Annotated in this window: 16 protein-coding genes and 1 tRNA gene; 6 read left to right on the top strand and 11 right to left on the bottom strand. The window is 63.8% G+C overall.

Going from position 1 to position 18,523, the window contains the following annotated elements; all coding sequences use genetic code 11:
* Positions 1-2,316: MHYT domain-containing protein (locus tag ACEN88_RS08125; RefSeq protein WP_413338597.1), on the bottom strand; the 2,316-nt coding region annotated here is incomplete at its 3' end.
* A 222-nt stretch (positions 2,317-2,538) separates the two neighbouring features.
* Between ACEN88_RS08125 and ACEN88_RS08120 the strand changes: the two genes are divergently transcribed.
* A complete protein-coding gene (locus ACEN88_RS08120) occupies positions 2,539-3,279 on the top strand; it encodes a substrate-binding periplasmic protein (RefSeq protein ID WP_413338595.1) in 741 nt (246 codons plus the stop codon).
* 64 nt (positions 3,280-3,343) lie between these two features.
* On the opposite strand, the gene ACEN88_RS08115 is transcribed toward ACEN88_RS08120, so the two are convergent.
* Entirely contained in the window at positions 3,344-4,453 is a 1,110-nt protein-coding gene (locus tag ACEN88_RS08115) for a helix-turn-helix transcriptional regulator (protein WP_413338593.1), read from the bottom strand.
* A 95-nt stretch (positions 4,454-4,548) separates the two neighbouring features.
* Between ACEN88_RS08115 and ACEN88_RS08110 the strand changes: the two genes are divergently transcribed.
* Complete coding sequence (locus ACEN88_RS08110) at positions 4,549-5,598, top strand: hypothetical protein (RefSeq protein ID WP_413338591.1); 1,050 nt, start codon at positions 4,549-4,551, stop codon at positions 5,596-5,598.
* Positions 5,573-6,967 carry a hypothetical protein gene (locus tag ACEN88_RS08105; RefSeq protein WP_413338590.1) on the top strand — a complete coding sequence of 465 codons (1,395 nt, stop codon included), beginning with the start codon at positions 5,573-5,575 and terminating at the stop codon, positions 6,965-6,967. The genes ACEN88_RS08110 and ACEN88_RS08105 overlap by 26 nt, the downstream gene beginning before the upstream one ends.
* Positions 6,968-7,357: 390 nt before the next feature.
* On the opposite strand, the gene ACEN88_RS08100 is transcribed toward ACEN88_RS08105, so the two are convergent.
* From ACEN88_RS08100 to ACEN88_RS08070, 7 genes are all read right to left on the bottom strand, one after another.
* On the bottom strand, positions 7,358-8,254 hold the full coding sequence (locus ACEN88_RS08100; protein ID WP_413338589.1) for an XAC2610-related protein: 897 nt from the start codon (positions 8,252-8,254) through the stop codon (positions 7,358-7,360).
* A gap of 77 nt (positions 8,255-8,331) precedes the next feature.
* Complete coding sequence (locus ACEN88_RS08095; RefSeq protein WP_413338587.1) at positions 8,332-8,943, bottom strand: GAD-like domain-containing protein; 612 nt, start codon at positions 8,941-8,943, stop codon at positions 8,332-8,334.
* 83 nt (positions 8,944-9,026) lie between these two features.
* A complete protein-coding gene (locus ACEN88_RS08090) occupies positions 9,027-9,632 on the bottom strand; it encodes a GAD-like domain-containing protein (RefSeq protein WP_413338585.1) in 606 nt (201 codons plus the stop codon).
* Between the two features lie 84 nt (positions 9,633-9,716).
* Positions 9,717-10,322 carry a GAD-like domain-containing protein gene (locus tag ACEN88_RS08085; RefSeq protein ID WP_413338584.1) on the bottom strand — a complete coding sequence of 202 codons (606 nt, stop codon included), beginning with the start codon at positions 10,320-10,322 and terminating at the stop codon, positions 9,717-9,719.
* A gap of 11 nt (positions 10,323-10,333) precedes the next feature.
* The gene (locus ACEN88_RS08080) at positions 10,334-11,758 is read right to left on the bottom strand and encodes a DUF6861 domain-containing protein (RefSeq protein ID WP_413338582.1); all 1,425 of its coding nucleotides are present in this window, start codon (positions 11,756-11,758) and stop codon (positions 10,334-10,336) included.
* Between the two features lie 488 nt (positions 11,759-12,246).
* Positions 12,247-12,795: a DUF2726 domain-containing protein gene (locus ACEN88_RS08075; RefSeq protein WP_413338580.1), complete on the bottom strand. Its 549-nt coding sequence runs from the start codon at positions 12,793-12,795 to the stop codon at positions 12,247-12,249.
* A 10-nt stretch (positions 12,796-12,805) separates the two neighbouring features.
* Positions 12,806-14,560 carry a methyltransferase domain-containing protein gene (locus ACEN88_RS08070; protein WP_413338578.1) on the bottom strand — a complete coding sequence of 585 codons (1,755 nt, stop codon included), beginning with the start codon at positions 14,558-14,560 and terminating at the stop codon, positions 12,806-12,808.
* A gap of 133 nt (positions 14,561-14,693) precedes the next feature.
* Between ACEN88_RS08070 and ACEN88_RS08065 the strand changes: the two genes are divergently transcribed.
* Positions 14,694-14,933, top strand: a complete 240-nt coding sequence (locus tag ACEN88_RS08065) for a type IV toxin-antitoxin system AbiEi family antitoxin domain-containing protein (protein WP_413338576.1) — start codon at positions 14,694-14,696, stop codon at positions 14,931-14,933.
* A 95-nt stretch (positions 14,934-15,028) separates the two neighbouring features.
* On the opposite strand, the gene ACEN88_RS08060 is transcribed toward ACEN88_RS08065, so the two are convergent.
* Positions 15,029-15,113 (bottom strand) — tRNA-Leu (locus tag ACEN88_RS08060).
* A gap of 140 nt (positions 15,114-15,253) precedes the next feature.
* Between ACEN88_RS08060 and ACEN88_RS08055 the strand changes: the two genes are divergently transcribed.
* Positions 15,254-17,212 carry an APC family permease gene (locus tag ACEN88_RS08055; protein WP_413338574.1) on the top strand — a complete coding sequence of 653 codons (1,959 nt, stop codon included), beginning with the start codon at positions 15,254-15,256 and terminating at the stop codon, positions 17,210-17,212.
* 6 nt (positions 17,213-17,218) lie between these two features.
* Here ACEN88_RS08055 and ACEN88_RS08050 read toward each other — a convergent pair whose 3' ends face one another.
* Entirely contained in the window at positions 17,219-17,692 is a 474-nt protein-coding gene (locus tag ACEN88_RS08050) for a hypothetical protein (protein ID WP_413338572.1), read from the bottom strand.
* A gap of 285 nt (positions 17,693-17,977) precedes the next feature.
* Here ACEN88_RS08050 and ACEN88_RS08045 point away from each other — a divergent pair.
* Positions 17,978-18,523 (top strand): FxDxF family PEP-CTERM protein (locus ACEN88_RS08045; RefSeq protein ID WP_413338570.1); only part of this gene is annotated, 546 nt, incomplete at its 3' end.

Genomic DNA, 18,523 nt, shown 5'->3' with positions numbered 1-18,523 from the left:
GTGCCGCAGAACCAGGAACTGCTGCAACTGCTGCTGCGGAGCGAAGCGCGCCAGTACGAGCGGCAGCACGACGTGGAACGTCGTGCCGCGGCCTGGTTCGCTCTCGGCCCAGATGCGGCCGCCCATCAGCTCGACGAGCTGCTTGCAGATCGTGGTGCCGAGGCCCGTGCCGCCGAAGCGGCGCGTCATCGACGCGTCGGCCTGGGTGAACGGTTCGAAGATGGCGGCCAGGCGCTCCGGCGCGATGCCGATGCCGGTGTCGCTGATCGTGAAATGCAGGTGTTCGTCCTTCAGGTCGGCGCGCAGGGTGACGCTGCCCTGTTCCGTGAACTTGATCGCGTTGTCGAGCAGGTTGGTGAGCACCTGGCGCACGCGCAGCTCGTCGCCGCGCAGGCAGGTCGGCAGCGCCGGATCGTAATGGATGTCGACGTGCAGGCCCTTGGCGCGCGCGTTGGCCGCCAGCGTCGACGACAGCTCGTCGATCAGCGACAGCAGGTTGTAGTCGTTCTGTTCCAGCTCCACCGCGCCTTTTTCCAGCTTGGCGGTGTCGAGGATCTCGTTGAGGAGGCGCAGCAGGGCGCGGCCCGAGCTGCGGATCGTGTCCAGGTGGCGGCGCTGGTCGGCGTTCAGTTCGCCGTCCAGCAGCACGTCGGTGAAGCCGAGGATGGCATTCATCGGCGTGCGGATCTCGTGACTCATGTTGGCGACGAAGCTCGCGCGCGCCGCGGCCGCCTGTTCGGCGTTTTCCTTCGCCACCCGCAGCGCGTCTTCTATCTCGCGCCGCTCCGTGATGTCGAGGATGACGCCGTCCAGCCAGCACAGCTCGCCCGCCTCGTTGCGCACGCCGGTGCCGTTTTCCCACATCCAGCGAGTGCTGCCGTCCGCATGCAATAAACGGTATTCGACGAGGTACGGCCGGTCCTCGCGCAGCGCGGTGGCGATCGTTTCCGACACGCGCACGCGGTCGGCCGCGTGGATCAGCGGCGCGAACGTGCGGCGCGGCGCCGCGCCCAGGAAGTCGCGGCCCGGATAGCCGGTGATGCGCTCGACGGCGTCGCTGATGAACAGCATCGGCGCCTCGCCTTCGATCAGGCTGCTGCGATACGAGATGCCGGGAATGTTGCCGATCAGCGAACGGAACTGCTGCTCGCTGGCGCGCAGCGCCTGCTCCATCTTGCGCCGGTCGGTGATGTCGGTGATGAAGCAGACGAACAGGTCCTGCCCGTCCAGGCGCGCATGGCCGAGGGCGCGCCGGATCGGCACGATGCTGCCGTCCTTGCAGCGGCCCGTCACGTCGGCGCCGCGCGCGCCGGGGCTGATCTGGCCCGTGCGCAGCGAGTGCAGCAGGCCGACTTCCTCGGACGCGGTTTCGTTGCCGATCACGAGGCGGATGTTGTGGCCGACGATCTCGTCGCGGCGCCAGCCGAAGATGCGTTCGGCCGAGGCATTGAATTCGCGGATGGTGCCCTGGCGGTCGACCGTGATCACGCCGTCGACGGTGGTGGTGAGCAGTGCCCGCATCCACGCCTCGCTGCGCGACAGTTCGCGGAACAGCTGGCGGTAGCGCAGCAGGCCGTTGGCGGCCAGCACGAAGACGGTGAACGCGACGGTGATCAGCGTGATCGCCAGTGCGAGGAAGGTGCTGGTCGTGTGGGTCGCCGGCGTTACCGTGTGGCCGACGAAGCGCGCCGCGGCCATGCCCGTGTAATGCATGCCGGCGATGGCACAGCCCATCACGATGGCGGCCAGGAGCAGGCGGCGTTGTTCGCTCAGCCGGTGCGACAGGCTGGACAGGCCGAAGCGCACCCACAGGGCCAGCGTCGCCAGCACGACGGCGACGACGATCGACAGGCCGAACATGAGCGGGTCGTAGCGCAATTCCAGGCCCATCTGCATGCCGGTCATGCCCGCGTAGTGCATCACGCCGATGCCCGCGCCGACGATCACGCCGCCGGCCAGCAGGCCCCAGCCGCCCAGGCGCTCGCGCGCGATCAGGGTCAGCGCCACGAACGAGGCGCCGATGCTCGGCAGGCTGGAGAGGATGGTGGCGGACGGGTCGTAGTCGACCTCCGTGCACAGGTCGAACGCGAGCATGCCGATGAAGTGCATGGCCCACACGCCGGCGCCGAGCGCGAGGCTGCCGGTGGCGAGGATGATCCAGCGCTGGGCGCGATTGGCGGCGGCCTGGCCGGCGATCTGCAGGCCCATCCAGGATGCGAAGATGGCGACGAGGATGGACAACGCGACGAGCTTCGGCGTGTACAGCCCGTAGCTGAGCAGCGACGGATCGGAAGGAAGCGTGAACACGGACAGCATGGCGTGTGATTTTTGGTGAGAATGACCAAAGTATGGCACTTTCACCACTGAAAGTCTTGCTTGTAAGAATTAAATGCCGAACGAGCCGGCAAAATGTCGCAAATACGCTACCGGTGAGCAGTCAATATTGCCGGCTTGTTACGCGTTGCCGCGTTCTCGATGTTGCTGCTATGCTAGTTAAACGGGTTGTCCGCCGGGGACGCCCGCACTGGGTGCGAACGTATGAAAACGACAGTTCTTGCCGCATTGCTGGCGGTAGCCTGCGCGTGGGCGTGGGCGGAGCCGGCGCCGCGGCTGTACCTGACCACCGAGACCTCGGCACCGTACAGCATGCGCGAAGGCGACCGCGTGACGGGGATCGGTACCGACATGGTGCGCGAGATCATGGTCCGCTCCGGCATCGCCTATTCGATCGACCTGCTGCCCTGGAAGCGCGCCTACACGGCCGCGCTGGAACACAAGGACGCCTGCGTCTATTCGACCACGCGCACGCCCGAGCGCGAACCGCATTTCAAATGGATCGGACCGATCGGCGAGGCCGAATGGGTCCTGATGGGCCGCGCCGGCCGCCGCTTCGACGTGCGCACCCTGGACGACGCGCGCGCCTACCGCGTGGGCACCTACAACGGCGACGCGCGCGACCAGTTCCTGCGCGCGCGCGGCTTCAACGTCGACCCCGCGCCGAACGACCTGATCAATCCCCGCAAGCTCATGATGGACCGCATCGACCTGTGGGCCGCCAGCATCCGTCGCGGCAGCCTCACGCTCGACCGCCTGGGCTACACGGGCAAGGTGGTCCCCGTCCTCGTGTTCAACCGCATCCGCGTCTACCTGGCCTGCAACCGCGCCGTGCCGGATGCGCTCGTCGCGCGCATGAACGGTTCCCTGGAAGCCATGGAACACGACGGGACCTCGCGCGCGATCGTGCACAAGTACGACGACTGGGGCGTGAAGTCGCGCTGACCGTCCATGCGGCCGGGATCGGGCAGGCGACCGACATGCCGGTCAAGCCTGCCTGGCCGTTCCGTCAGTCGCCCTGTTGCAAGGCGAGCGCCTCGGCCAGGAAGGCGCATATCTCCTGTTTGAGATCGTCCGGCGCCAGCACCTTGGCTTCGCGGGCCATGCTTTGCAACATGCGGCGCAGCGTCGACGTATTGGTCACGGTGGCCATCAATTCCCGTTGTCCGGCCGTGTTGAGGAAGATGGTTTGGTCGTCGGACAACGGCATCTCTTCCAGTGTACGCGCGAAGACGTCCGCGTTCTCGCCGCCAGCGAAGCGCAGGTGCAGGGTGATACGGCCCTTCGACCACATCTCCAGCGTGCCGCGCGCGAGCGCCTCGTCCAGCGTGGGTACCCTGATGTTGCGCGCGACCGGATCGTCCAGGGTCGCTTCCCGCATGCGGTGAAGGTGGAAACTCTTGACCGTCATCGCCGCTGGATCCTTGGTGACATCGGCCTCGTCGACAGCCAGCAGGCGCAGCGTGCGATCATGGATCACGAGGCCGACGGGATACACGCGATGCGTCCTGTTCACCTCGGACCTGGCCGCGCGGTAGACGAGACGCAGCATCAGGTTCTTCATCAAGGCGTCGTTGACGGTCTGCAGATGCGCTGGAGCTACCTTGCCAGGTCCCATCGGCCGGCCGTCCGGCAGGCGGCGGATCTTGTCCTGGTAGGCGATGGCCTGCCGATGCGCGTCGGTCTGGTGCAGATGCCGCTGTTTCCGTTCGATCGTCGCGACCTGCTCGTCCAGCGCCCGGCGCGCGTCGCGCGGCAGGAACGGCCCCAGTTCCTGGCGGGCGAAGCTGGCCACCAACGCGTCGACGGCCGTCACGGATTTGAACAGGGGGATCTTGCTATGCGCGGTGGTGAACCATTCGTTGACCCTTCCGTCGTCCGCGCTGGGACGGGACTCCACCTCGAGGCCGAACTGTCGCCGCCACGGACCCTGCGGGTCGGCGAGGTCCCGCAGGTCACGTTCGAACGTGCGCCGATCCACCGCGAAGGCGTCGCCCAGCCTGGTAATGAGCTGGTCGACTGTCGCGCCCTGTCCGGTACCGTGCTCGGGCAGAAGGGGCAACAGGTCGATGATCGCCAGCCTGCGGGCCAGCTGTCGTTCGGTGGAATCTCTGGGCATGGTTTCCGGCGTATTTTGTCGCTAATCCGTCGCACTATATCGGTACCGGTGCAGGGCAACAAGCCGCGGGAACCGGATATCGAAAGGAGAACGCATTGAAGCAGACGACGATCACGCAGGCGACGAGCGCGCCATGCCTGCTGCGCGAACTGACGGAGCTGGGCAATCTCGTGTTCGGCATGTTTGCCGGTCCGCACGTAATCGTCCGGCACTGGCCAGTGTATTACCGCGTGTACGTCGAAGTCGACGGGCTTTGCCGTGAAGTCAACCGGCTGGCCGGACATCTCGCGCGCGGGTTTATCCACGCCGACGACACGGTCGACGCGGACAGGATCGCGGATGCGAATGCGTGCTTCGCCCGCGTCGACGGACATGTGCACACGACGGTGGCGCTACTCGCGGACGTCGTGCGCGACCGGCTCGTGATCCCCGGCAATCCAACGCTGGTACAAATCGTGGACCGCCATTTCGCGCCGGAGAGCCGGTGGTACCGCGGCGTGCAGGCGCACTACCGGTCGGGATGCGTCGCGCCGGACGGACGCACGCTGGCGCGCACCGTTCTGCCGATCGATCCACATCCGGCCCGGTGGGGTGGGGACGAGGCCTCCATCGAACAGCAGCAGTTCGAGCTGGCGCCGGCGTACGTGCGCACGCTGAACGACCGAACCATCCGGCAGGTGCAGACGGCTCTGAACCAGGTGTATGCCGCACTCGGCGGGTGTTTCGTCCAGCGGTGTCCGTCGGTGGGCGCCTTGCTGCATCCGCGTTCGACGCCCGGGCCCGCATCCATGGGTTTCTTCTACAGCGTCAGGACCCTGCACGAGGAGCATGAACCGGTCAGGGAGCTGCCGGGTGGCCTGGCCGTGTACGTCAGCCGCGACCATACGTTCGCGACAATCGGCACGCGCGGGATCCGGCCGGCGGACGGGACGCCGGGGCTGATCATCCACGTAACCGTCGACATCGCGGAAGAAGATCCGGCGAAGCGGTCGGCGCGCTTCATTCCCGCGCAATCGCATCACAACGGCGAATACACCGCGGCCAGTGCGGATGAACTCAGGACTTTGCTCTTCCGCACATTGATCGACGCCGGCCTCGTGCCCCCGGGCGCCAGGTTCGATGACGAGCGCTGGCGTTATTTTTGACCGATACGCGCGCTCGACCCGCATTGCTATAATTCGGATTGTAGTTTCTTTAAAGAAAGATTTTCGCATGAACAGAAACGCATTTATCGCGTCGTCGGACGTCGCCGCATTCACGGACTGGCTGGCTGAACACTACCGTAGCCTGTCGATCCGGCTCGACATCAAATCGTCGCGCTTCGTCCCCGGCGGCATCCGTACGGACGCATCTGGACTGGACTTGCTGCGGCATTACCGCTGGCGTACGAAGGGCAGCGAAACAGGCAACTGGCAGGAAACGCGGGATTACCTGCACGAGCTGGGCGATGCGTTGAAGCGGGCCATCGCCGGCCGCAACGAGGACGAGGTGCTGGACGCCTGCCGCCGGGTTCTCGCTTGGGGTGGCAACCGTAACGATGCAAAAGGCGCCATGCCGTTTCTGAAAGCGTTGCATGCGGAGGGAAAGCTGGCGGAATACCTGGGCACGTCGAGCCGCGCATTCGCGCTCGACGTCGCCGTCGTTGACGCCAGTCGGCCGCAGGCTACGAAGATGAATTCGATGCTGACCAAGGTCCACGCGCTCGCATCGCACGATGGATTGCCGATTTACGATTCGCGGGTCGCGGCGGCGATCGCTGCGCTCGTCGAGTTGTGGCGCCGCTCGCAGGGCAAGGCAGGCGCACCGCTGCCGTCCGAACTGGCCTTTCCGGCGATACCGTCCGACCGCTCCGTGCACAGCCTGTTCGCGGATGCGCAGAGCCCCGGCGTGCTGTCGTACGCGCCCGCCGCTGCCGCCGCGACGGCCGCCGACTGGTGCGGCGCAAAGATCCGGCTTGGCTGGCTGATGGCTGCGGTGTCGGAGAAGGCGCCCGGGCTGTTCGCGGGAGAGGCGGCCGAAGACCGCATGCATGCGTTCGAAGCGAGCCTGTTCATGATCGGCTACGACGTCAGCTGCCTGAAGCAGAACGCGCCGGGTGCGGGCATCGACGAGCGGCAACGCAAGCACATCCAGCGGGCGGGCGCAGCACGGCTCAGGCGCGATCATGCGGGTTTGCCGCGTACGCTGATCAGCACGCTGAACGGCAAGACACCCAACATCAGCTACGCGGGCAACGTCCACATCGGGTTTTCGGGTGACTGGAGCGAGACGCCATTCACCATCGACAGCGACTTCCTGCAGGATTTTCTGAACGATTTTCCAGCGGGCGCGGAAGCTGGTCTCGGTGCCAACATGACCGGCGATGTCGAGCCCGACACGCTTGGCTACTGGATCGATCAACACTACCCGGCCAAGTCGCGCAGGCTGGCGTCCGTGCTGGCGCCGATTCTGGTCGCTGAAGGCTGCGTGGAATCCATCACTGGCGTATACCCGATCCGCTTGCGTTTTCTCTGAACGCAGTGAATCCGGCGGGCGCCGCGCAATCAGGAGCGGACTGCTGATTCAAACTTCGGCGCGCAAAAAAACCGCGTTCCCGGAGGGAGAAACGCGGGTTCTTGGACTTTGCGGGTTACTACGGATGAGTAGGTTCCGGCCGGAATCGATGAGTCGGCTGGCGGACGCGCGGCAGCTGGGTTTTCTTGGCAAGCTCATCTGTGGCATGGATACACGTGTGGATACACAGCCGTTTAGGGTATGGGTGCGGGTTTCTAACGCGGAATCCCGCTGATCACTTTGACCTTTGTCGCGGATCTTGGTTCACTGTCGTTTCTAGGCAAATGCGAGCAGCAGCGGGACGGTCTGCGTTACGACGCCGACTGAAGCGCATCACTACCTCGCGCGCCGTCAGTCTTCCTTGGCCTTGCATTGCGACACTGGATATTTTTTCGTGCTGGTCTTCGCTGTCTCGGGTTCGCCGGACACTGTGGTTTCCTCGATCGGGCAATATTTGCCGCCCGCGTATTTGTAAACATTCATACCTTTAGACTTTGACCCGCCGCTCCACTCCTCGATGATTTCATTGGTGCTGTACCGTGTGTGCGTGACGTTAATGTCGCGCAGCGACGCCGGCGCGTCCACGTAGCGGAGTTGTGCCGGGTCGTACAGCCAGTAGAGTTGTTCTCCATTCTCGACTGGTACCGCGAGATCGGGATAACCGTCGAAATTCATGTCGCGGTTGTCGTACCGGAGATTCGGGAGCGATGTGAAGATGTTGGCGTCGGCCGGGAGCGATTGCGTCAGCTTCTGGTCGCGATAGATGTCGATTCCCTTCAACTTCATGTCGCCGTTCGTACGCGCGACACGGGCGAAGATCTTGAGATTGCCTGGCACCCCGACGGCGGTCGCCGTGAATTCCAGGCTCTTGCCTTCCGGCGAACGCCACATCCCCGAAAAGACGTTGCCGGCGATTTTGCCGTCGAACTGGCCCGTCATTTTATCCTTGAATTTTTCGACCAGCGTCACGCTGCCAATGGCTGTCGCGGTGCCGTTCAAATCAATCCAGCGTGGTGCTTCGTTGGCGCCTTGTTTCACGTAGGCGTAGGCGCCCTCGACAGTCGCCCCCTGCTGTGACAGAACCATCAGGATGCGCTTGTTGGACAGAGTCCCTTCGTAGCGTGTCGGCGGTTTGCGGACAGCGTTCAGCGCGACGCTTTCTATCTTCGACGGTTCGTTTGCCGCGAAGGCGGACGGCATGTTTAAGAAGGCGCCGGCCACGGCCAAGCACGAGAAGCGTTTCTTCATGTTGTCGACTTCGTCTTTCATTTAAAAGCGGGGACTGGACCAAAGGCCGATCACACGGCCGGATGGCGCCCGCCCGATCAGATTCCGGTTTCGGTCACGTAAAGGGGCTCGATCTGCGCTAGGATAACGAGGTGCTCGACCGCCTTGACCTTTTTCAGGTTGGCTAGCGTGGGCGCGCCTCCGAGCGCCAATGCGGGAACGAAGCCGTACATTTCGTCGTGTGCCAGACGGCCCAACTGCTTGAGCGCCGGCGCGAATAGTCCTTCGACGTCGTTAGTGTCGCGCCACAGCGAACCAAAGAAGACGCGCATTTGGAAATCCCGATCGACGTCGTTGTCAGCCGCCGATGAGAAACCGCATGACGCAGGCGCAAAGATACGCAGCGTGTCACCGGTTTGCTCGCCCCAGAGGTAAAGCGTGCCGAACGCACTTCGGGCGATGACGTGATACACGTCCTGTTCCATGAACGGCGTATCGCCGATCCACGCACCGAGCGCAGGTTCGTATTCCTGAGGATCGGCGGTCCAGAACAACCCATCCGCATAGCCGCACCAGCCGTACTCGTCCCAGTACGCTAACAACTGGTCCGGCAGTTTGCCTCGATAGCGCGCGATCGTCGATGGCGGCACGTAGCGCTTATCGATTGCCGGTCCAAACTCTGCCAAGAAGCAGGCGAAATCTTCATCCATATCAAGGGTCCTTTGGCAGGAAGCGGCTGCGCCATCACGGCCTGGACTGAGGCCGGTCACGCGGCTAGACGGCGCCCGCCCGATCACATTACGGTTACGTCAAGCGGCGCAAGCTGTGCAAGGAGGACGAGGTGCTCGACCGTCTTGACCTTGCGCAGGTTGGAGAGCGTTAGAGCGCCGCCCAGCGCGAGCGCCGGAACGAAGCCGTACATTTCGTCGTGCGCGGGGCGCCCTAATTGCTGCAGGGCCGGCGCGAACAGGCCCTCGACGTCAATGCCCTTGCGCGACATTCCCCCAAAGAACAAACGCATTTCGAAATCGCGGTCGATGTCGTTGTCGGGAGACGATGCGAAACAGGTCGAGGCTGGCGCGAATATGCTGAGTGTGTCCCCGGTCTCTTCGCCCCAGAGGTAAAGCTTACCGAAAGCGCTGCGTGCGATGACGTGGTAGGCGTCCTGTTCCATGAATGGCGTATCGCCGATCCACGCTTCGAGCGCAGGTTCGTATTCCTGAGGATTGACGGTCCAGAACAACCCATCCGCATAGCCGCACCAGCCGTACTCGTCCCAGTACGCTAACAACTGGTCCGGCAGTTTGCCGCGATAGCGCGCGATCGTCGATGGCGGTACGTAGCGCTTATCGATCGCCGGTCCAAAATCTGCCAAGAAGCAGGCGAAATCTTCGTCCATGTCAAGCGTCCTTTGACGGGAAGCGGCTGCGCCAGCGCGAGCCTACACTGAGGCCGGTCACGCGGCCGGACGGCGCCCGCCCGGTCAGATTTCAGTTACGTGAAGCGGTGCAAGTTGTGCAAGGATAACGAGGTGCTCGACCGCTTTGACCTTGCGCAGGTTGGAAAGCGTTAGAGCGCCACCGAGCGCGAGCGCCGGAACGAAGCCGTACATTTCGTCGTACGCGAGGCGCCCCAACTGTTGCAACGCCTGCGCGAACAGGCCCTCGACATCATTGGCCCCGCGCGACATCCCCCCAAAGAACAAACGCATTTGGAAATCACGGTCGATGTCGTCGTCGGGAGGCGAGGTGAAACAGGTCGAGGCCGGCGCCATCACGTTGAGTGTGTCGCCGGTCTCTTCGCCCCAGAGGTATAGGGTGCCGAAAGCGCTGCGTGCTATGACGTGGTAGGCGTCCTGCTCCATGAACGGGGTCTCGCCGATCCATGCCTCCAGCGCCGGCTCGTACTCCTGGGGATTCACGGTCCAGAATAACCCATCCGCATAGCCGCACCAGCCGTACTCTTCCCAGTACGCCAGCAACTGGTCAGGGAGTTTTCCGCGGTAACGATCGATCGTCGAGGGCGGCACGTAGCGCCTGTCAATCGGCGGTCCAAAATGCGTCAGAAAAAGAGCGAAATCCTCATCCATATTGGGCATCCTCATTTGCAGCGTTCAAGTTTTGCGTTCATTTTCATCGTAGTGCGCAGCGATTCGGGTACGCGTTCGGCGGCTTTGTCCAGCTCGGCCAGTCGAGTGGTTCTCATGCCGTTCTCTTTAGTCCACGCCTTCCATTGTGCTCCGATACGCGAATTGATCGAGCGGTCGCCAAACCCGGCGATCACGTCCCTCCCGCCGGCGACCATATCCGGATTATGCAGTGCGGCGAGGACTTTCATCTGGTCGGTCGCCATCTCGGCGGCCTTCGCCGTCGCTTCGAGGCCAGACAATCCCTGATTGCGCAGTGTGTTGAAGAACTTGCGTTCCAACTTGCCTTTATGGGTTGCACGGGCCGTGCGCGCCATATTCGGATTGCGCACCACCGTGCGGGTTTCGAACGCGTCGCGACCATCGAGGTAATCGGCCACCGACATGGCGTTGAGCCCGGTCTCCTGCCCGGCCAGCTGGCGGTCGAATTCAGGAAAGCGTGTCGACGGCAAGCCGTTGGTCTTGAAACACGGAACCCTCGCCGTCGGCATCAGGAGCGGGCGGGAGCCCTCGCTCTCGCGTCGTCCGTCACGCGGCCGCGATGGCGGCGGCTCCTGCGCCGTCCCGTGATGACCGCCAGCGCCTCCATGGGTCGCCTGCAGCGCCGGTTGGCGGCGCAGCCGTTCTTCGTTCTGCTCGACCCAGGCCGCGACGCGCGGACCAAGCCGGGGGCTACGCTCGATTTCGCTCAGCAGGACCGCCCGGTCAGCCTTCCCTCGCGACATATACGCCGTCATGACGGACAGGATCGCCATCATCACGATCACGTGGCCGTTGGCGAGGTCGAACGCTGCCGCGGCCGTGTCGCCGCGCACACCCAGGCCCAGACGCAAGCGGTCGTCCTGCCGCTCGGGGCCCCATGCCTCCGCGATTCCCTTCTGGTAGTGCCGCAGCGCGGCTGGTATCGCCTCTGCGATGCCTTCCACCAGCGACTTCAGGCCCAGCACGCTCAAAACAAGGCCGCCGACGTAGCTGCCCGCCGCAGCGCCGGCTGCGGCGCCCGGTACTGCGCCGATACCGCCGAAGAAGGCGCCGCCGATACCGCCGATGAATCCACCGATAACGGTCGAGCCACCGTAGATCAGTGCCAGGTCCTGGCACGCCGATACGAGGATGGACGCGATCATCGACAAGTCGATACCAGCGAGGCGCTCGACGATCATGCGCTGCGCCAGCGGCCCGGAGTCGTGCAGCGCCTTGCGCACACGGCTTACTCGGCCGAGCTGGTCATAGCCCCACGCGCCGCCCAGGTGAGCCGAGGTGCCGGCGGTCCGCCCCATACTGTCGTACTGTTCGCCGTGACCAGGATAGCCACCGCTCCACGTCAACTGGTCTTCTTTTCGCTTCAGATCGTTCCAGACACGTGACACTTCCTGCATCGTCAGTCCCCTTGCGCACACCGTCCGATATCGCCCACTGCACGTCGCCCGGAGTCGCAGCTGTCGTCGACAGAACTACGTTGGCGCCGCCAAAAAGAAGGCGGCGACACGGAGCAGACGCACCTGCAGACGACAGCGCTAACTCGGTCGAGTTACCGCCCGGCATGATATCCGAATGCCCCGGCTACCCGCGCTCGATAGACAAGAACCTTAGGCTCGCCGGCATGGTTGCTTAGAGCCCTTATTCGTGTCATCCATTTATTTGCAGCGATACCCAGTCGGGAATGGAGGGGCCTTGCATCAGGGAGAGCATCTTTACAAGCGATGCTAAGGAAGGATGCGTACAAATTTCGTCGCGACGAAATCCGGATGTTCACCATGACCGCGCTGCAGCTTCAAGTCGCTCTTGTTCGAAGAGAAGGAGCAACTGGCATCGCGGCGGCCCGGACCACAAATTTCGTCATGACGAAATCTGGCGCGCGGGCGGACTATTGCGGAATGAACGGCGTAGCGCCGGCAGGGGTGGCACCCTGACCAGTGTGTTCGGTCGTGGCCTTGCCGGCTTTGGTCATCGTGGGGCCGAGAATCATGCTCCGGATGGCCTCGACCTTTGGCTTGTTACGGGCCTGGAAGCGGACGGTCCGTATCCCCGCCTGTTCGAGTCGTGCGTCCCGCAGTTCATCCTTTGCGCGTGAGTGCGTTTTGTCGTCCAGTTCGACGACGGCGACTACCTCGCAGCGTCGGGTGCAGACGACGTAATCGACGCGCTGCTGGGCGATGCTCATCCTGTCGCTATGGGCTTCCTTCTTGTCGCTGCTTGCCGCATCCAGCAAGGCGGACATTGCGACTTGCGGGAAAATGTAGTGATCGGGAAGCGCCACGACGAGCCGGCCGAAAAACTCTTCCTCGTTATCGGTCATAAGTTTGCGCTGGCGGTATGTCCCGGTCCGGCTGGTTTTTTTCGCACTCTTCGACTGTGCAGCGACGACGGCGACCAGCAGCACGGCCAGCACGAGGAGGATCAGGATAATTTTCATGTTGGCGAACTCATTCGATAATCGGTTGATGCATTGAAGGGAGGCTTGCGGCCGCAGCCCGGTTGCGACCGGCAGCATAGGCGGGCTCCCAAGGGCGCAGTCCCTGATCCTTGCTCAACCTGATGCGATGGACTTTCATCGCGTCGATGACGTCGGCCGGCTCCGGCGTGGCCACGAGAATCGGCAGCGTCTGCGACGCCTCGAGGAAGAACTGGCGCCTCAGACCGTCGCCCTGGCTCAGGAAGGCGTCGTTCCACCAGCTGCTGATGGTGTCGCTGGCGCGTTCCAGCGCGGCCTGGGTGACGAGCCGGTTCGATTTCTGGATGTTGACCTGCCGTGATGCCGGCATCAGGTTCCACGCGTCTCCGCAGGGCCAGGCAGCGAACGGGAAGCAGTGGTCGACGTCGTACTCGTCGCGCAGGCGCGCGCCGGACCAGACGCAGTACACCGGCTTGCCGGCCGCGCGCATGCGGTCGACCGCCGCCCTGGCGAAGCTGGTGTCGCGTGCGGGATCGACCCATGCGAGCAGCGAGTGGGCGAGGGCGCGAACGTCCGGTCGACCGTCGTTGCAGTAGGACTCGATCAGCCTGACCCACTCCGACACGAGCACGGGCTCGATCCACACGTTGTAATGCGTGAGCGCATGCCAGATCTCGAGTGGGATGCGGAAGTCGCCGAGACTCCACAGGAAGGCTTCGTCGATTTGCAGCGGGGACGGCGTCGGCACCATGCGGCGCCGCGTGACGTCGAAGATCGGCTTGTCGCTCGCGGGCCAGCGCAGGTAGTTCGCGGGCATATTGCGGATCACCTGCGAAATCTCGGAAAGACTCTGGTGCAGGTGCTTCGCCGTCTGGTCGCCGAACACGGAGCCGATCCGCAGTTCGACCGCGGTCACGGACCGCAGCGAGGTGAAGCTGTTGGTGACGAAACCGGGGCCGGTCCTCTGCGGCATCTGGGGCAGGGCATGTTCGATCAGGGGCTTGTACATGCGCAGCCAAAAGAGCGATACAAGACCCAACGGCACGACCACGGATTCCGCGTCGTAGCGGGCCAGCCCCGCCGCGGTATCCGCGATGCGGGCCAGTACGCGCAGCAGCGCGATCTTGTACGTCGACGACTTTTCGTCCACGAGGATCAGGTGCCGCAGCAGGGGCAGGGCACCCAGGCCGTCGTCGGGGAGCCCCAGCACGACGTTCGTCCACGACACTTCGCTTCGTCCCAGCTTGTCCTGGCTGTCGCTGGCGTGGACGATGCGTAGCCCGAATTGCTGGGCAAGGCCGGCCAGTTCCAGTAGCGAGACCTCGTGCATCGCGCGTTCGGTGTCGGGCGCACCGAGCCGGAGACTGATCGCGATGCGTCCTTTCGGCGCCAGCAGCGTCGCCAGCTTGCGCAACGCACGCTGGCGATCGGATGGAGGAATGTGCATCCAGACGGCGGACAGCAGGATGAGGTCGAAGCTCAAGCCGAGGCGGCGCACGTTCGCGAGGTCAGGCAGGCTGTCGGACAGCCATTGGATCCGGCTCGACGTGTGTTTTGCGCGCGCGTGGGCGAGCATGGCTTCGGATGGCTCGACGGCCACGACGTCGTATCCCTTTGCCGCGAGCCACGCCGCGTCCCGGCCGGAACCTGCGCCGATATCGAGGACCGTGCTGCCCGGCGCCGGCAGTATGCCGATCAGGTCCGCGTGAACGTCCTCAAAAGACAGCGACTCGTATTGAGTAACCAGCCGAGTTGCGTGCTGTTCGTAATAGGGGATAGCTGACATCGACTGTTGTCGTTGCTGTTGAGCTAATTGCTATTGTAATGCGGAGCTGTTCAATATCTATATTTTTGATTCAAATGGGCAACCTTTGGCAAGGTTGGCAGGACAAATTCCGTCATGACGAAATCCCGCCTCTTTGCGCGACGCCGGTCGAGGTTTTGTATGGGGTGGTGAGATAAACCTCCAGGCCGACCAAATTCTTGAGCTGGCACGATCCAAGGGCGTGCCGAGTACACGCGCTGTGGACTGCGCCGGCGTATCGCTCGCACTACTCGCGTCGCTGACCGACGAAGGCCGGCTGCTCGAGCTGGGTCGCGGCTTGTATGCTTTGCCCGACAGCGCAGCATCCGCCTACGACAAAAACGATGGCTGGTAATGGACGAGCTCAAACTTCGGCGCACAAAAAAACCGCGTTCCCAGAGGGAGAAACGCGGTTTCTTGGACTTTGCGGGACTACTACGGATGAGTAGGTGGTGCCTCCGGCCGGAATCGAACCGGCACGCCTTTCGGCGCTTGATTTTGAGTCAAGTGCGTCTACCAATTCCGCCACAGAGGCTGCAAGCGCAGGCGCGCATATTAGCACATGGAATGCAAAACTGACCAGAGTGCGTGCGCCCGCAGTGGGCGCAGGGGGCGTTCCGGCGTATGATCTTGCCTACCTGAGCAAACGCGCCGTCCGGCAAGGCGGCCTGTACGATGAAGAATAAGAAAATACGCGAGATCATCCTCGGCAAGCCGCTCGACCCCATGAAGAGCGAGACGCGTCACTCGATGGCCCTGGTCGCCTTCCTTGCCTGGGTCGGGCTCGGGGCGGACGGCTTGTCCTCCTCGTCGTACGGTCCGGAAGAAACCTTTCGCGCGCTCGGCGCCCACACCCACCTCGGCCTTTACATGGCCGTCGCCACCGCCGTCACCGTCTTCATCATCGCGCTCGCCTACAACCAGGTGATCGAACTGTTCCCGACCGGGGGCGGCGGCTACCGCGTGGCCACCAAGCTCGTCGGGCCGTATCTCGGCCTCGTGTCCGGCGCCGCCCTGATCCTCGACTACGTGCTGACCATCGCGATCTCGATCGCGTCCGGCGTCGATGCGCTCGCGTCGTTCCTGCCGCTCGGCTTCCAGCCCTATAAACTCTGGGCCGAGGCGTTCTTCATCGGCCTCCTGATCGTGATGAACCTGCGCGGGCTGAAGGAGGCGATCCAGATCCTGCTGCCGATCTTCCTCGGCTTCGTCGCCACCCACCTCGTGCTGATCGTGTACGGCATCGTCGCGCATGCGTCGCACCTGCCGCAGCTCGTGCCCAGTACGGTGGCCGAGACGGGTTCGCTGGCCGGCGAGATCGGCTGGGCCGGCGTGGCCGGCATGCTGCTGCTCGCGTACTCGCAGGGCGGTGGTACCTATACGGGCCTCGAGGCCGTGTCGAACAACGTCAACCTGCTGGCCGAGCCACGTGTCCGCACAGGCAAGATGACGATGTTCTACATGGCGCTGTCGCTGGCCGTCACGGCCGGCGGCATCATCCTGCTGTACCTGTTGTGGGATGCGCAGCCGACCGCGGGCGAGACGCTGAACGCGACCACCTTCCGCCGCATCATCGCCAGCATGGGCCTGGGCGGCGAACTGGTGAACCAGATCGTGCTGGCCGTCGTCCTCGCGTTCGAGGCCGGGCTCCTGTTCGTGGCGGCGAATACCGGCTTCCTCGGCGGGCCGTCCGTGCTGTCGAACATGGCGGGCGATTCGTGGGTGCCGCACCAGTTCCGCTACCTGTCCACGCGCCTCGTCACGCAGAACGGCATCCTCGTGATGGGCATCGCCGCGCTGGCGATCCTGTTCTGGACGCGCGGCCAGGTGACGCTGCTCGTCGTGCTGTATTCGATCTCCGTGTTCCTCACGTTCGCGATCTCGCTGTTCGGCCTGTGTTTGTACTGGTGGCGGCATCGCAAGGACGCGCGCTGGATCCGGCGCTTCCTGCTGTCGCTGACGGGCTTCATCATCTGTGCCGGCATCCTCGCCGTGCTGCTCGTCGAACGTTTTACGCAGGGCGGCTGGGCCACGGCGCTGATCATCGCGGCCATCGCGGGCCTGTGCATCTTCATCCGCAACCACTACCGCGAAACCAAGCGCGCCATCCGTTCCGTCGACCGCGTATTCGCCAACCAGCCGTTCGGCCCGGTGAAGGAAGCCGTCGATCCGGAACCGGATGCGCAGACGGCCGTCTTCATCGTCGGTAACTCGCGCGGCGGCGGCCTGCACGCGCTGCTGTGGGTGCTGCGCATGTTCCCCGGCCACTTCAAGAATTTCCTGTTCGTGAACGCACGCACGGTCGACGCCCACGCCTATGGCGGCGAGGGCGCGCTCGAAAAGATGCGGAAGGATGCGGCGCGGACGCTGGAATACTTTGTCGATTTCTGCCAGAGCCACGGGATGGCGTCGGCGTCCTACATCGGCTTCGGCACGGATGCGGTGGAAGAGGTGACCCGCATGTGCGAGCAGATCAACCGCGAGTATCCGAACTCGATTTTCTTCACCAGTAAATTGATCTTCGCATCCGATAACTGGTTCACGCGGCTGCTGCACAACCAGGCGTCGCTGGCGGTGCAGCGCCGGCTGCACCTGGAAGGCCTGCAGATGGTGATCCTGCCGATGAAGGTGTGACGCGGGTCAGCAGCTGAGTTGCCGGCGCAACGCATGCAGCGTGCGCACGGGGCCGGCGACTTCGAGCATGTGGTCGCGCACCGTCACCGTGATGTCGGCGTTCTTTCCAGCGGGCCAGCGTGCTGCGCGCATGCGGTAGCGCACGGTGCCGGGGCCGCGTTCGGCCGGCGCGTAGCCGAGACTTTCCATCGCATCGTCCAGGGTGCCGACCAGGTGGCAGGCCGAAAAGCGGGTCGTGACCTCGAAGCGGCCAAGGAGCGTGGGCGCGATCGCCGGCAGCAGGCCGCCCAGCAGTACCGGCACGACGATGTAGCCGAGCGGCGCCGTCGGATCGATGAGGTGGAAGGCGAAGGCCAGCGCGGGCAGGCCCAGCACCATGCTCAGCAGGAGAAGTACCCGGTGTTGCGCGGGGGCGGGGGAGGTGGGGCGATGCGCTCCCTTCCGGACGCGCTCGATTTCGGAAAACGTCACGCTTTTCATGTCGCACTCCTTACGTTCAACGACGGCAGGGACCGATTACAAACCCCATTTTGATCAAGCGCCCCCGGGGCGGATTGACCTTCCTCAAATTCGCCTTTTCCGAGAAGAATTGTTCTGGAATAAAAGGTTCCTGGTCGGAAAATTCTTTTCTATTCAGAAATGATAGAAATTTGTGCGAGATCTAACGGTTAGTCAGGCTTTCGGAACTTAAGCTGTTCCGACGGATCGGTGTAAAGACACCTGCTCCTGGATAGCGAGTCCGATTAATCTCTCAACGGAACTATCATGAAACTCAAATCTCTCGTTCTGGCCATGGTCGCGGGCGCGGCCCTGATGGCGCAAGGCGCGGGGGCGGCGACGGTCAACCGCACGGCCCCGGTCGTCACGACGGACGATGGCCTGGGCGGCTTCAACGCGCATTTCGGCGACACGTTCGCGCAGTCGACCACCGGCAGCACCTTCACCGACGTCTTCACGTTCGACGTCGGCACGCCGTTTGACGCGGCCGCCTCGCTGACGTCGTCCTACCTGAACACGCCGCAGACGAAGGACCTGCTGATCACGGGCTGGTCTCTTTACCGCTACGATCCGGTCACGAAGGCCATGCTGGGGACCGCCATCGCGGGCATCGATCTGACGGGTTCGGGTGCCGATGCGCCGGATTCGTGGGCGCTGTCGGGCTTTGGGCTGGCGAGCGGTTCCTACGCGATCCAGGTGAATGGCGAGGTGCGCGGTGTCGGGGGCGGGGTGTTCGGGGCGGATCTGACGATCTCGCCGGTGCCGGAGCCGCAGGCCTGGGGCATGCTGCTGGCCGGCCTGGGCGTGTTGACG

The sequence above is a fragment of the Massilia sp. CT11-108 genome, assembly GCF_047302915.1.
GTDB classification, from domain to species: domain Bacteria; phylum Pseudomonadota; class Gammaproteobacteria; order Burkholderiales; family Burkholderiaceae_D; genus Telluria; species Telluria orientalis.
The sequence above is the reverse complement of the archived record's forward strand: the minus strand, read 5'-3'. Positions and strand labels throughout refer to the sequence as shown.